Origin of the sequence: Microbispora sp. NPDC049125 (assembly GCF_040802045.1) — a bacterium.
GTDB lineage: Bacteria > Actinomycetota > Actinomycetes > Streptosporangiales > Streptosporangiaceae > Microbispora.
Map to the genome: position 1 here is coordinate 25,043 of NZ_JBEZDW010000058.1, position 12,612 is coordinate 37,654.

Sequence of the window (12,612 nt, forward strand, 5' to 3'; positions counted from 1 at the left end):
GTGGCTCGCATGACGACGACCCCTGCCGGCTGGTACCCGGACCCATACGGCTCCCCGCTGCTTCGGTGGTGGGACGGCACCCAGTGGACCGACGCGACCCACCCGCGCGCACAGCAGCCCTCCGCGCATTCTTCCGCGCCGTCGGCCTCCCAGCAGACTTCCGCGCAGCCTTCGTGGCAATCGGCTCCCCAGCAGCCTTCCGCGCAGCATCCTTCCTGGCAGCAGCCGCAGAGCACGGGCCCGATGCCGGGGCAGCCCCAGCAGGGGGCGCCGACGTCTCCGTGGGCGGCCCCGCAGCAGCAGGGCGCACCGTGGGGCCCAGGGAACCACACGGCTCAGCTCCCGCTGCCCCAGTTCGGCGGGCAGCCGCCGACGAAGAGCTCGGCGATGCCGTGGATCGCCGGGGGCATCGCGCTGGTCGTCGTCCTCGCGCTCGTCGTCGGAGGAGCATTGTTCTTCTTACGGGACCGCTCCGCATCCCCGGTCGCCGAGCCGAACCCGGTGCCGTCGCTCGACCAGATCGCCCCCCCGTCCGCTGAGCCCTCTCCGTCCGCGCCGGCTCTCCCGGAGTTGCCGCAGCCGACCGGAGGCCGGGTCAACGACCCCGTGACCGGCCTGTCGTACGCCTTCCCGGGTGGCGCCTGGCTGGTGCCCAAGTCCTCGGAGATCAACAACCCCGCAGACCAGAACATGCCGCTGTGGACCGCGGGCTACATGGCGATGTCGCAGCAGAACTACGACGGCAAGAACAGCGACTGGGTCGGGTCGGTCTACTCCGCCGAGTTGCCCAAGCCGTTCCCCTACAGCGGCCCCGATGACCTGCGGACCATCACTGGCACGGTTCTCTCGGCGTACGACCAGATCTTCTACGGCCCCGCCCACCAGCGCAAGATCGTGCGCAACGAGGCGATGAAGGTGGGCGACCACAAGGCATGGGTGGTCGAGTTCGAGATGGACTTCTCCGCGCAGGCCAAGGCCAGCGGCTGGAAATGGAAGACCGAGAAGGGGGCCTTCGTCCTGGTCGACAGGGGGGAGGGGCAGCGGCCGGCCATGCTGTACGCGTCGATTCCGGACAATCTCAATCAGTCCGTGCTCAAGCAGGTGCTGGACTCGCTCCAAGCCCGGTGAGCGCCCTACTACGCTTGAGCCATGACTGACCCGCTGGTCTGGATCGACTGTGAGATGACCGGGCTCGACCTCGGCCGTGACGCGCTCGTCGAGGTGGCCTGTATCGTCACCGACGGCGAGCTGAACCAGCTGGACGAGGGCGTTGACGTCGTCATCAAGCCCCCGGCGGAGACGCTGGAGCAGATGTCGCAGGTCGTGCGGGACATGCACACCTCCTCCGGCCTGCTGGAGGCCCTCGGGACCGGCGTGACGCTCGGGGAGGCGGAGGCGGTCGTGCTCGACTACATCCGCTCCCACGTGCCCGAGCCGAAGAAGGCCCCCCTGTGCGGCAACTCCATCGCGACCGACCGCGCGTTCCTCGTGCGGGACATGCCGCTCGTGGACGGCTTCCTGCACTACCGGATGATCGACGTGTCCTCGGTCAAGGAGCTGGCCCGCCGGTGGTATCCCCGGGTCTACTTCGCCGCGCCGGAGAAGCAGGGCGGGCACCGCGCCCTGGCCGACATCACCGAGAGCATCCGGGAGCTGCGCTACTACCGGGCCGCCGTCTTCGTGCCGCAGCCCGGCCCCGACTCGGCGACGGCCCGCGAGGTCGCCGAGGCCGTCTCCGGGCGCTGACACCGTACGGCACGGCCCGCTGACGCCGTACGGCATGCCTGTCCGAAGCGCGGCGCCGGGCCGGGGCGATATGAGGCGCGGACGACTCCCAAATGCCGCTACACTTCTTTCGTACGCCTCACACGGCGGACATGGTGGGTGTAGCTCAGCTGGCAGAGCGCCAGGTTGTGGTCCTGGATGTCGTGGGTTCAAGTCCCATCACTCACCCCAGAGCAGAGGCGGGCGGTCCCGAGCGGACCGGCCGCCTCCTTGCGTTTACGGCGGTTTGTCAGTCCCTATTGCCCCCAAAGGTTGATTTGGCGGGTTATGCTCGCTGACAACGCCGTGTGGGGGCCTCGGCGATCTCTGACGTCTTCGACGGAGGCCGGATGAGAGTCGACAATCCCCCCGGGATGGGACTGAGCAAGCGCGAGGCCGAGGTGATGGAGCTCATCGCCACCGGTCATTCCAACGGCCAGATCGCTCAGCGCCTGTTCCTCAGCGAGAAGACCGTGAAGAACCACGTGAACCGCATCTACGCCAAGCTCGGCGTGGAGTCGCGGGTGACCGCCATCGGCCGCTGGCTGGGCGAGAGCGGCCCCTCCGCCCCTCAGGCACTGCCTGACGGGCACGCGTAGCGGGAGAGGGCCCCGGCGCACGCGCCACGCGGTCAGGCGCCGCCGAGGGCCGTCCGGAGGGCGGCCAGGCCGTACTCGAGCTCGCCCGGCTGGACCGACAGGGCGGGGCGCAGCCGTACGGAACGCTCCCCGCAGGGAAGCACGAGGACCGCGTGATCCTCACGGAGCGCGGCGACCAGCGCGGCAGGGTCGGGAACGTCGAACGCGCACATCAGCCCGCGTCCCCGCGCGTTGGCGACCAGCCCCTCCGCCTCCATCCCCTGCAGCGCCCCGAGGAGCTTGTCCCCCAGGATCGCGGCCCTCGGGATCAGCCCCTCCCGCTCGATGATCTCCAGCAGGCGCCGGGAGCGCACCATGTCCACCAGGCCGCCGCCCCAGGTGGAGTTGATCCTTCCGCTGACCCGGAAGACGTTGTCGGGCACCAGGTCCACCCTGCGGCCCGCCATGACACCGCCGACCTGCACCTTCTTGGCGAAAGCCACGATGTCGGGGGCCAGCCCGAGCTGCTGGTAGGCCCACGGCGTGCCTGTCAGGCCCACTCCCGTCTGCACCTCGTCCACGATGAACAGGGCCTCGTGCTCATGGCAGAGCGCCTGCATGGCCTGGAGGAACTCCGGGCGCATGTGGTTGTCGCCGCCCTCCCCCTGGATGGGCTCGGCGATGAAGCAGGCGATGTCGTGGCGGAACCGTTCGAACGCCTCCCTGGCCTGCCCGAGCGCGCGCTCCTCGGCCCGTTCGACGTCGCCGAGATGGACGGCCGGGACGTCGATCCTCGGCCAGCCGAACTTGGGGAACCGGTCGGTCTTCACCGGGTCGGTGTTGGTGAGGGAGAGCGTGTAACCGCTTCGCCCGTGGAAGGCACGGCTCAGGTGGAGGACTCGCGTGCCGAGCCCCGGGTGCCGGCCGTGCGCCTCGTTCCAGCGGCTCTTCCAGTCGAAGGCGCACTTCAGCGCGTTCTCCACGGCGAGCGCACCGCCCTCGACGAAGAACAGGTGCGGCAGCTCGGGATCGCCGAGCACCCGCCGGAACGTCTGCACGAACTCGGCGAGGTGGGTCGTGTAGAGGTCGGAGTTGGCGGGCTTGTTCGCGGCCACCCGGCCGAGCAGCGCCATGAACTCGGGATCGCCGGCGAACGGGTTCATGCCGAGCGGCGAGGAGGCGAAGAACGTGTAGAAGTCCAGATACCTGCGGCCGTCCCGCACGTCGACCAGCCAGGAGCCCTCGCTCCTGTCGAGATCGAGGACGAGCCGGAAGCCGTCGACGAGCAGGTGCCTCGCGAGGGCGTCGTGCACAGCGCCAGGGTCCATGTCGCCTCCGCGTCACGCCGTGAGGAACAACACAATTCCCTCACAGACGGCCGTCCTTGTGAATAGTTTCCTTCTATTCCCAGCCCTGGTCGAACATGTTTCAGACCGCGGGGAAAGGCCCCGCATGGGCCCCCGTACGGCCGCCGTGCAGCCGGAAGGCGAGCAGCAGCAGCGAGACACCCAGGACCACGGCGGAGACGCCGATCAGCCAGACGACGGCCAGGGCGCCCTTGACCGGCCAGGCGAACAGCAGGACGCCGACGACCACCGAGACCAGCCCGTTGAGCGCCAGCAGCCACTCCCCCTCGATCTGGCGGCGCAGCGTCACGGCCGAAACGATCTCGAAGACGCCGGTGACCACGAACCAGGAGGCGATGACGAGCAGCAGCGCGAGCGTCGTGATGCCCGGCCATTCGAACGCCACCACGCCCGCGATCAGGCTGACGATCCCGGAGAAGATCAGCCAGCCCCGGGAACCGCCGGTGTGACCGCGAGCGGCCTCAACCAGCGTGACGATCCCGTTCACGATCGCGTAGGCGCCGAAGACGACCACGAGGGACACAAGCGTGATCTTCGGCCAGATGATCGCGATCACCCCGAAGAGGATCGCCAGGACACCCCGCACCGCCGGGAGCCACCAGTGGGTGGACACCGTGTCGCGCACAGCCGTTTCATGCATATCGGGCCCCCTCCCGTCGAGGAGGTTCTTTCCGCATTCGAGTGGCCGGGAGAGCGGGTTTCGGTCAAGAAACGGATGCCCGCCGCGGACACGGCTCCGTCACCCGGCGGCCGGCCGGCCTCATGACGAATCGAAGCTTGGTGTGTACTTTGTCCTCAGATTCGCTGGCATGAGTAACTTTGAACGATGCTTATCAAGGCAGGGATGATGATCGACCGCACTCGCCTGACTCAGCTACTCGACCGCGAGCGCCGTACGTTCCGCGACCGGAACCTCCGCTCCGCCGCGGCTTACGAGGAGGCGCGAGGTCACCTGTTCGGCGGCGTGCCGATGACCTGGATGAACAAGACCGCCGCGGGTTTCCCGCTCTATCTGGCCGAGGCACACGGCGCCCACGTCACCGACCTGGACGGCCACGAGTACGTCGATCTCTGTCTCGGAGACACCGGCGCGATGGCCGGTCACTCTCCAGCGCCGACCGTGGAGGCGGTCGCCGACCGCTTCGGCCGCCGGGGCGGCGCGACCGCCATGATGCCGACGCGGGACGCGGCGTGGGTGGGCGCCGAGCTCGCACGGCGGTTCGGCGTGCCGTACTGGAGCTTCTCGCTCACCGCGACCGACGCCAACCGGTGGGCGATCCGGCTGGCCCGCGCGGTCACCGGCAGGCCGAAGATCCTGGTGAACAGCTACTGCTACCACGGCAGCGTCGACGAGGTGCTCCTGGTCGTCGGGCCGGACGGCCGGCAGCTCTCCCGTGAGGGCAACGTCGGCGCTCCCGTCGACCCGACGACGACCTCCCGGGTCGTCGAGTTCAACGACCTGCCCGCGCTGGAACGCGAGCTGGCGTACGGCGACGTCGCGGCGGTGCTCATGGAGCCCGCGCTCACCAACATCGGCATCGTGCTGCCCGAGCCCGGCTACCTGGAGGGCGTACGGGAGCTGGCCACGCGGTACGGCAGCCTGCTGATCAACGACGAGACTCACACGTTGTCCGCCGGCCCCGGCGGCTGCACCAGGGCCTGGGGGCTGCGTCCCGACATCGTGACGATCGGCAAGGCCGTCGGCGGCGGCATCCCCAGCGGCGCGTACGGGTTGTCGGCCGGCGTGGCGGCCCGGATCGAGGGGATGAGCGGGCTCGACCTGGTCGACATGGGCGGGGTCGGCGGCACGCTGGCCGGCAACGCCCTGTCGGTGGCCGCCATGCGGGCGACCCTGGAGCACGTGCTCACCGACGACGCCTTCGCCGCCATGACGGAGCTGGCCACCCGCTTCACCAAAGGCGTCCAGGACGTGATCGACGCTTACCGGCTGGCTTGGTCGGTCACCCAGCTCGGGGCGCGCGCCGAGTACCGCTTCGCCAGCCCCGCCCCTCGCAGCGGCGGGGAGTCCAACGCCGCCGGCGACCCGGGCCTCGACGACTACTTTCACGTCTACCTGGCCAACCGGGGCGTGCTGCTCACGCCGTTCCACAACATGGCGCTGATGTCCCCCGCCACCACCGAGGCCGACGTGGAACTGCACAACGAGGTGTTCGCCGCGGCCGTGTCGGACCTGGTCGCATGAGAGAGCCGGGCGAACGGGCCGGGGCGCCCGCCGTTCTGGACCAGATCGACCGCGTCGTGCTGCGGGAGCTGCAGCGGGACGGCCGGATCTCCTACGCGGCGCTCGCGGAGGCGACCGGCCTATCGGCCCCCGCCGTACGGCAGCGGGTGCAGCGCCTGCGGGACGAGGGCGTCGTCCAGATCGTCGGGGTCACCGATCCGATGGCGCTGGGCCTGCCCGTCATGGCGCTGATCGGGGTGCGGGTCGACAGCGACGTGCACGCCGTCGCCAGCCGGATCAGCGAGCTTTCCGGTGTGATCTATGTGGTGCTCACGTCAGGCTCGTTCGACCTGTTCGTTGAAGTGGTGTGCCGGGAGCCGGCCGAGCTCCTCGCAATGCTCAACGATCACATCAAACGCGTCCCCGGGGTCACCCGGGCAGAGGCGTTCACCTACTTCGGCATCCACACGCACCGCTTCGCCCGGCCGGGCGTCTGATCGCTCAGGGGGCCGGAGTGAAGGACGCCGCGGGGCCTCCCTTGAGATGGGCGAACCAGGCGGGCGTGGGCACCGCCCGGAAGAGGAACACCTGGTCGGCGCGGCCGGTGCAGCCTTCCTGGGCCATCTCCGCTCCCACGGGCACATCGGTCTCGCCGTAGAGGGCGCCGACGCACAGGCCGCTGTGAAGCGGGCGCATCACGAATCCCTGGCCGGCGGGTGTCAGCGCGAACCGCTGATTGGCGGCCTCGTCGCAGTGATCCGGGGCGATCAGTGTCCCGGGCCGGGTGTCGGCCGCGTCGATCGTCAGGCAGCCGACGCCCTCCTTCGGGTGAATCCACCGGATCTCGTACACCCCGGAGCCGACAGAGCTCACGTACGTGTCGGGGACGAGCCCCTTGCAGGGCCGCTGGACGGCGAGTGGCCGGTCCGTCCGCCCGTTGCGCTCGCGTCCCTCTCCGACGCAGAGCTCACGATCCGCGACATGGGAGGGGGTGAGCTGATACCACCCGGAGCGGAGTGTCGCCGAGCCCTGCGGAGTGCGCCCCGGCGAGGGCCGCTCCGGCGGCTTCGTGCCGGCCGAGGGACCGCGCACCGCCATGAGGGCCAGGCCGAGGAGGAGGACGAGAACGACGGCAGCCCCCGCCACGATCCATCCCCGGGTCCTCCAGGTCCTGGGTGGCGGGTCGTTCACGAGCCGGCCGTCCGCGGGGGGCTCGTACGCGGGAGGGCCGGACGCCGTACGACCGATCGGCTCGGGACCGGCCGGGACAGAGCCGGAGACCGGCTCACGGACGGACTCGGGGCCGGAATCACGGACGGACTCAGGGCCGGAATCGGGTGCGGAATCGGGTGCGGAAGGCCCCGCCGGAGAGGGACCGCCGGAGGCCCCGGAGGCCGGGCCGCCGGGAGACCGGGCCGGGGCGGGGCCGTCGAGAGGCTGGGCGGCCTGCGGCGCGGGCCCGGCGGCCAGCCGCTTGCGGGCGGCCACCCACAGGGCGGCCTCCGCGTCGTCCAGCCCGCAGGCACGGGCGAACGCGGCCACGAACTCCTCTTTGGGAAGGGTGGTCCGCCCCAGCGCGCCCGCCATCGTGCTTGGCGGCAGCACGTCGCCGGCCGCCTCCGCGGCGGCGGAGAGCTGACGGTAGGTCAGGCCCGACCACTGACGCAGCCGGCCCAGTGCCGCGACGAACTCCTCGGCTGTGGAAACGCTCTCAGGCTCCGGAGGCGCGGTTAACCGGCCTGGCACGGCATCCTCCGCACATCGGCGATATACGTCGATCAACCGGAAGATTAACAAAGATCGGTGACGTGACGCAGCCCTCCGGGCGCGCGGAGGTCGAGGCCGCCGCCCGGAGGGAGGGAGAAAGGGAGACACGTGCGGGGCTATTGGTCCCGGCGGGTGACGTAGACGAACTCGCCGAGATCGAATCCTGCCGTCAGGCCGCTGTCGGCGTCCCAGCGGTAATGGACGCCGAGCCACAGGCGGCTGAGCGCGTCCTCCTCGGCGGCCTGCTGGAAGCTGGTGAAGGTGCGGCTCTTGGGATTGGCGTTGGGGTCGTCGGTCGGCGCGGTGAAGGTCAGGGTGTTGCCGAACCATCTCTGCATGACACCCGCCCACGCTCCGGCGAAGGTGGCGTGCCCGGACACGTACGCGGGGAAGGGCGGGGAGAAGCTGACGCCGGAGGCCTTCCGGGACAGTGGCCGCCAGTTCGGGTCGGGGATGACGGCAGAGTTGAGCGACGGGTCGGCATTGTTGATCGCGCTCTCCGGCCTCCACAGGTCGATGGGGGTCGCGTACTTCGCCCCCCACGCCACGATGGAGGCGTCGGCCAGCGCCATCGAGACCAGGTTGAACAGCTCGGCGTTCTCACTCTGCTTGAGCCTCGCCTGCTTGGCCACCGCCTGCGTGATGGCGAACAGATGCCCCACCGGCCGGTACGTCGGTGCGAGATCGTTCGCCCAGAAGAACGCAGCCTGCGTCTGGTCGGGTGTGCGGGTGGTGCTCGACACGCCGCCCAGGCTCTTCACCTCGTTCACCTGCTGGGCGTACGCGCTGCTGCGCACGAGAGCGTTGTACGAGGTGAACCCCCCGGGGAGCGGTGGCCGGAACTGCGTTGAGGACGTCATGGCGAACGGCTTGAGCTTCCACCAGTTCGGGGTGACGGCGGATCCGGAGCCCGTCTGGCGCCAGGCGCCCGGCGCCCTGTCCTCGGTGCCCGGCACCTTGTCCTCGGTGTAGGAGAGGTCGAACGCCGGGCCGTCGCCTGACCGCGCGGCGATCATCAGGTCGCCGATCTTCTCGCCGTCGGTCCGGCCGCCCTGGACGAGGCTCGGAGCGACCGACGAGGGGATCTGGCTCAGCGCGTAGGTGAGGTTGGCGTCGAAGTCGATGTACGGGTAGACGCTCTCCAGGACGCGGTGCGCGGCCGCGTCCATCGTGGCCTCGATCGAGTCGTTCGCATTTTGTTGGGTGATCTTCGGCAGGTAGGTGACGGGCGCCGCCGGCCAGTTCGCGTCGTGCATCGCGATGTGCAGCATCGCGCCGGCGCGGGCGAGCCGGGTGGGGTCGGCGTCGTTGAGGTACTGAGCGGCCACCCCTGCCCGCGGGAGGGTGCGGATGGTGTCGAGGAAGACGCTGTTCCAGTAGAGGACGTGGTCGAAGGACGACGCCTGCGGCGGTGGCCCCGTGACCGCCGCATGCGCCGTCCCAGGGGCGGCCGCCAGCGCGCCGGCCGCGACCAGCGCGGTGACGGCGGCGGCACATCTTCGTTTCCAGCCGGACAGTTTCCAGCCGGACAGTAGACGCATGGAGATCCTCCGTGGGGGCATCGCGCAGAGAGCCGCGTTGAGGGCAGCAGGGGTCAGCGCGTGGGGGAGCAGGGGTCAGCGCGTTGGGGAGCAGGGGTCAGCGCGTGGGGAGCAAGGGTCGGCGCGTGGGAGCAGGGAGAGCACCATGAAGATCTCCGGCGCCGCGGTTACCCGCAAGATCTTGGGACGTCCGGAACAGTTCGGAACAAATCGGGACACAAAAGTAGGTGGGTAGGAGCACGACCTTCACGGACGAAGCCGCAGGCCACGCGGGCATCTGAGCCCGGCCGGAGTGAGGGGGACCTCCTGCTCCCGCCTCTCGGCGTGAGCAGGAGCGGCGCGCCTTTCGCAGGGCGCCCGGGAAACCGTCAGAGGGCGTGCAGGAAGCGGGCGGCGACGGGCACGGCGGCCTCGCGCCCAGTGCCGCCGTGTTCGATGAAGACGGCGAACGCCAGGTCGCCCTGGTAGCCGATGAACCACGCGTGGTCCGCCCCGCCCTGCCAGTCCTCGGCCGTACCGGTCTTCCCGGCGACGTCGTCGGGCAGCGTGGATCCCGCCGCCGTCCCCTCGGTGGTCACCGCGCTCATCAGATCCCGGAGCCCGGCGGCGACACCGGCGGGGAGAGTGACCGGCTGCGGCGACGTCCCGGGCGGCGGGTCGCCCTCCACGAAACGGGGCGGCCTCCACTCCCCGCTCTTCGCGGCGGCGGCCACCAGCGCCATGCACAACGGGGTGGCCTCCACCTTGCCCTGGCCGAAGGAGTCCTCCGCGAACTCGTCGGTGTTCTGCGGCAGCGGGATGCTCCCGCACGTGCCTCCGACGCCGGTCTCCAGCGACACCCCGAATCCGAGCGCCTGAGCCTGCTCGACAAGCCGCTCGGGGGTCAACCGCTCCACGGCGAGCTGGACGAAGCTGGTGTTGCACGACAGCGCGAACGCCTGGCGGAACGTCACCGTCCCGTGATCCTCGTCGTGGTAGTTGGGGATCAGCCGATGATTCGGGATCTGGTAGGACGCCGGGCACTGCACCGTCGCGTCCGGTGTGAGCCCGGCGTTGAGCAGCGCCGCCGCCGTCACGGCCTTGAACGTCGAGCCGGGGGCGTACTTCCGCTCGAACGCCCCCCGGTCGCCGAGCTGGTCGGCCACCGCGAGGATCTCTCCCGTGGAGGGACGCACCGCCACCACCGCGGCGGGATGCGCGACCCCGTCAAGTGCCCGTGCCGCCGCCGCCTGCACCGTCCACTCGATGGTCGTCTTGACCCCCTGCGAGGGCGGGGGCTTGTGATCGAGAAGGGTCTGCGGCGGCTGCCCCGGGTTGGTCAGCTCGATCGCCCACCCGGCCTCCACTCCGCCGCTCGGCACGGGTCCCAAACGCTGGAGGTACGCGTCCGCGTGGCTGTCCTGCGGAAACTGTTTCCCCTCCCGGGTGAGGGGGCCCGACGCTGCCGGGAAGGTGGTCCGCTCCACTGTGCCGCCCGTGGCTAGCTGCGGATACAGGACGGCGGGCGTCCACAGGACCTTCCAGGTGAGGTCCCGGATGGCAAGGTGCAGGGTGGAGGCGATGGACCATTCGCCGACGTCCCGCTCCTGTCTCACCTGGGTGAAGGACACGTCGGCCGTCTCCTCCCCCGTCCGCACTGGCGTATCCGGCGTGAGCCGTACGGACTGGGACATGAGGGCGTCCTCGAACAGGCGGTGCTGCTCCAGGAAGTCGGCCGGCGCGTCGTCCACCATCTCGCGCATCGTCTCGAAGTCGCCCGCAGACCAGGCCCGCAGGTAGGACGCGGCGGTCTCCTCCGGGGAGCCTTCCGGCCCGAGCTTCAACGTCCGTGGTGGCGTTGAGGAGGCAGACGCCGAAGGGGCCCCTGAGGGGGACGCGCTGGCGACTGGACTCTCTCCGCCCGACACGATGAGGCCCACCACCCCGGAGACGAAGATGGTGGCTGCGACCGTGACGAGGGCGATCAGGGCCCTGTTCCGCATACGGTTTCTCATATCACGCGAAAGGAGACATAGTGGCGAGGACGAGGGATCCGATGCCAGGCCGCTACCCAGTCGGCTCGGGTGAGGTCGAGCTGCTGCGCGATCTGGACCGGCCCGACGGGTGGCTGTTGAGCATGGAGGGCGTTCCGCAGTCCTACGTCGACCTCGGCGATCCCACCTATCTCGAATTCTCCTACGTCCAGCTGATGGCCGACGTCGTCGACTGCCTGCCCGAGGGGCCCGTGGACGCCGTCCATGTGGGCGGTGGTGCATGCACCGTCCCTCGTTACATCTCCGCCCGGCGGCCGGGATCCCGGCACATCGTCGTCGAGCCGGACGCCCAACTGGTGCAGCTCGTACGCGACCAGCTCCGGCTGAAGTCGGTGCCCCGGCTCAAGGTCCGCGTGCTTGACGGCCGCTCCGCGGCCGCGGAGCTCGGCGACGCCTCGGCGGACCTTTTCGTGCTCGACGCGTTCTCGGGCGCGACCATGCCTGTCGGTCTGGCCACCGCCCAGTACATGGCGGAGATCGCCCGCATCCTGCGGCCTGCCGGCACGCTGCTGATCAACGTGGCCGACGGGAGAGGGCTTCCCTTCGCCAAGCGGGTCGTCGCGACGGTCGCCGGGGCCTTCCGGCACGTGGCGCTGCTCGCCGAGCCGGGCATCCTCAGGGGCCGCAGGTTCGGCAACGTCATCGTGGCGGCCTCCCAGGTGGACCTCCCCGTTGGGCCGCTCACGAGAAGGGCGGCAGGCGGCCTCACCCAGGCCAGGCTCGTGGCCGGCGACGATCTCACGAAGCTCGTCGCCGGAGCTCCCCCGATCAGGGATGGCGACGCCGTCCTCGCGCCCGTGCCCCCACCAGACCTGTTCGGCTGACGAACGGCCCCCTGTGCCTGCCGCGAGGTTGTCGAGGTGCGGCCCGGTCTGCCCTCCATCCGATTCGACCGCCTCGGTTGGCCCACCCCCGGTTCGGTTGAGCATCTTCGGTCTGGAGTCATGGGGCTGCCGTTCCTCCATGGACTGAGCCGAACTTGGGTTAGAACGGCGGGATATCAAGCTCGGGCCGTAAAAAGAATGGTCCGCCGTCGGCATGAGCATGCTCGGCTTCAGGGCGACCCTCGTTGTGGCGTAAGGGCTCAGGTGCCGACGGTTGGGGCATCGTGGGTAGTGCGGGACCGGGTATCTCAGGGTCTGGCAGCTCGGCACCTGCTACTTCCGTGTCCAGCAGTTCGCGGCCTGACAGTTCGGCGCCCGGTGGTTCTGTAACCGGCGGTTCTGTAACCGGCGCTGTGCTGGCCTGTGGCCGGTCACGCGGATGTGGCTGCGGCAGGGAGCTCATGATCTTGGGTAGTCGGGCTTGGTAGGTGTGTCCGAGTGGGCTGGTCCAGATGATCAGGTGGGGTTGGGGCATGGTGGCGTGCCAGCCGCCGTG

General features: G+C 70.0%; 11 protein-coding genes and 1 tRNA gene. 7 read left to right on the forward strand and 5 right to left on the reverse strand.

The window, feature by feature from the left end; genetic code table 11:
- The first annotated feature begins 9 nt into the window (after nt 1-9).
- The 4 genes from AB0B72_RS37985 to AB0B72_RS38000 all read left to right on the forward strand — a co-directional run bounded on the left by AB0B72_RS37985 (nt 10) and on the right by AB0B72_RS38000 (nt 2,363).
- Complete coding sequence (locus AB0B72_RS37985; protein WP_367744451.1) at nt 10-1,128, forward strand: DUF2510 domain-containing protein; 1,119 nt, start codon at nt 10-12, stop codon at nt 1,126-1,128.
- 21 nt (nt 1,129-1,149) lie between these two features.
- Nucleotides 1,150-1,746 (forward strand): oligoribonuclease, encoded by a 597-nt coding sequence (orn, locus tag AB0B72_RS37990; protein ID WP_367744452.1) that lies wholly within the window; start codon nt 1,150-1,152, stop codon nt 1,744-1,746.
- A gap of 134 nt (nt 1,747-1,880) precedes the next feature.
- A tRNA-His gene (locus AB0B72_RS37995) sits at nt 1,881-1,956 on the forward strand.
- A gap of 158 nt (nt 1,957-2,114) precedes the next feature.
- On the forward strand, nt 2,115-2,363 hold the full coding sequence (locus AB0B72_RS38000; RefSeq protein ID WP_367744453.1) for a LuxR C-terminal-related transcriptional regulator: 249 nt from the start codon (nt 2,115-2,117) through the stop codon (nt 2,361-2,363).
- A gap of 32 nt (nt 2,364-2,395) precedes the next feature.
- On the opposite strand, the gene lat is transcribed toward AB0B72_RS38000, so the two are convergent.
- Together lat and AB0B72_RS38010 are read right to left on the reverse strand one after the other, a co-directional pair.
- A complete protein-coding gene (lat, locus tag AB0B72_RS38005) occupies nt 2,396-3,670 on the reverse strand; it encodes an L-lysine 6-transaminase (protein WP_367744454.1) in 1,275 nt (424 codons plus the stop codon).
- 100 nt (nt 3,671-3,770) lie between these two features.
- Complete coding sequence (locus AB0B72_RS38010; protein ID WP_367744455.1) at nt 3,771-4,349, reverse strand: HdeD family acid-resistance protein; 579 nt, start codon at nt 4,347-4,349, stop codon at nt 3,771-3,773.
- Between the two features lie 186 nt (nt 4,350-4,535).
- Here AB0B72_RS38010 and AB0B72_RS38015 point away from each other — a divergent pair, with 186 nt between their 5' ends.
- Both AB0B72_RS38015 and AB0B72_RS38020 read left to right on the forward strand, forming a co-directional pair.
- Complete coding sequence (locus AB0B72_RS38015) at nt 4,536-5,912, forward strand: transaminase (protein ID WP_367744458.1); 1,377 nt, start codon at nt 4,536-4,538, stop codon at nt 5,910-5,912.
- The gene (locus tag AB0B72_RS38020; RefSeq protein ID WP_367744459.1) at nt 5,909-6,388 is read left to right on the forward strand and encodes an Lrp/AsnC family transcriptional regulator; all 480 of its coding nucleotides are present in this window, start codon (nt 5,909-5,911) and stop codon (nt 6,386-6,388) included. Before AB0B72_RS38015 ends, AB0B72_RS38020 begins: the two co-directional genes overlap by 4 nt.
- 4 nt (nt 6,389-6,392) lie before the next feature.
- Here the strand turns inward: AB0B72_RS38020 and AB0B72_RS38025 are convergent, their stop codons facing one another.
- The 3 genes from AB0B72_RS38025 to AB0B72_RS38035 all read right to left on the reverse strand — a co-directional run bounded on the left by AB0B72_RS38025 (nt 6,393) and on the right by AB0B72_RS38035 (nt 11,181).
- Nucleotides 6,393-7,637 carry a helix-turn-helix domain-containing protein gene (locus AB0B72_RS38025; RefSeq protein ID WP_367744461.1) on the reverse strand — a complete coding sequence of 415 codons (1,245 nt, stop codon included), beginning with the start codon at nt 7,635-7,637 and terminating at the stop codon, nt 6,393-6,395.
- A gap of 137 nt (nt 7,638-7,774) precedes the next feature.
- Nucleotides 7,775-9,199 (reverse strand): phosphatase PAP2 family protein, encoded by a 1,425-nt coding sequence (locus tag AB0B72_RS38030; protein WP_367744463.1) that lies wholly within the window; start codon nt 9,197-9,199, stop codon nt 7,775-7,777.
- Between the two features lie 368 nt (nt 9,200-9,567).
- Nucleotides 9,568-11,181, reverse strand: coding sequence for a penicillin-binding transpeptidase domain-containing protein (locus AB0B72_RS38035; protein WP_367744464.1), 1,614 nt, complete (start codon nt 11,179-11,181; stop codon nt 9,568-9,570).
- Nucleotides 11,182-11,213: 32 nt separating this feature from the next.
- Between AB0B72_RS38035 and AB0B72_RS38040 the strand changes: the two genes are divergently transcribed.
- Nucleotides 11,214-12,056, forward strand: coding sequence for a spermidine synthase (locus AB0B72_RS38040; RefSeq protein ID WP_367744465.1), 843 nt, complete (start codon nt 11,214-11,216; stop codon nt 12,054-12,056).
- Nucleotides 12,057-12,612: the final 556 nt, after the last annotated feature.

Excerpts from the sequence above, each read along its gene's own strand:
- AB0B72_RS38030 (WP_367744463.1), bottom strand. The coding sequence starts at position 9,199 with ATGCGTCTACTGTCCGGCTGGAAACTGTCCGGCTGGAAACGAAGATGT.
- AB0B72_RS38035 (WP_367744464.1), bottom strand. The coding sequence starts at position 11,181 with ATGCGGAACAGGGCCCTGATCGCCCTCGTCACGGTCGCAGCCACCATC.
- AB0B72_RS38020 (WP_367744459.1), top strand. The coding sequence starts at position 5,909 with ATGAGAGAGCCGGGCGAACGGGCCGGGGCGCCCGCCGTTCTGGACCAG.
- AB0B72_RS38010 (WP_367744455.1), bottom strand. The coding sequence starts at position 4,349 with ATGCATGAAACGGCTGTGCGCGACACGGTGTCCACCCACTGGTGGCTC.
- AB0B72_RS37985 (WP_367744451.1), top strand. The coding sequence starts at position 10 with ATGACGACGACCCCTGCCGGCTGGTACCCGGACCCATACGGCTCCCCG.
- lat (WP_367744454.1), bottom strand. The coding sequence starts at position 3,670 with ATGGACCCTGGCGCTGTGCACGACGCCCTCGCGAGGCACCTGCTCGTC.
- AB0B72_RS38000 (WP_367744453.1), top strand. The coding sequence starts at position 2,115 with ATGAGAGTCGACAATCCCCCCGGGATGGGACTGAGCAAGCGCGAGGCC.
- orn (WP_367744452.1), top strand. The coding sequence starts at position 1,150 with ATGACTGACCCGCTGGTCTGGATCGACTGTGAGATGACCGGGCTCGAC.
- AB0B72_RS38015 (WP_367744458.1), top strand. The coding sequence starts at position 4,536 with ATGCTTATCAAGGCAGGGATGATGATCGACCGCACTCGCCTGACTCAG.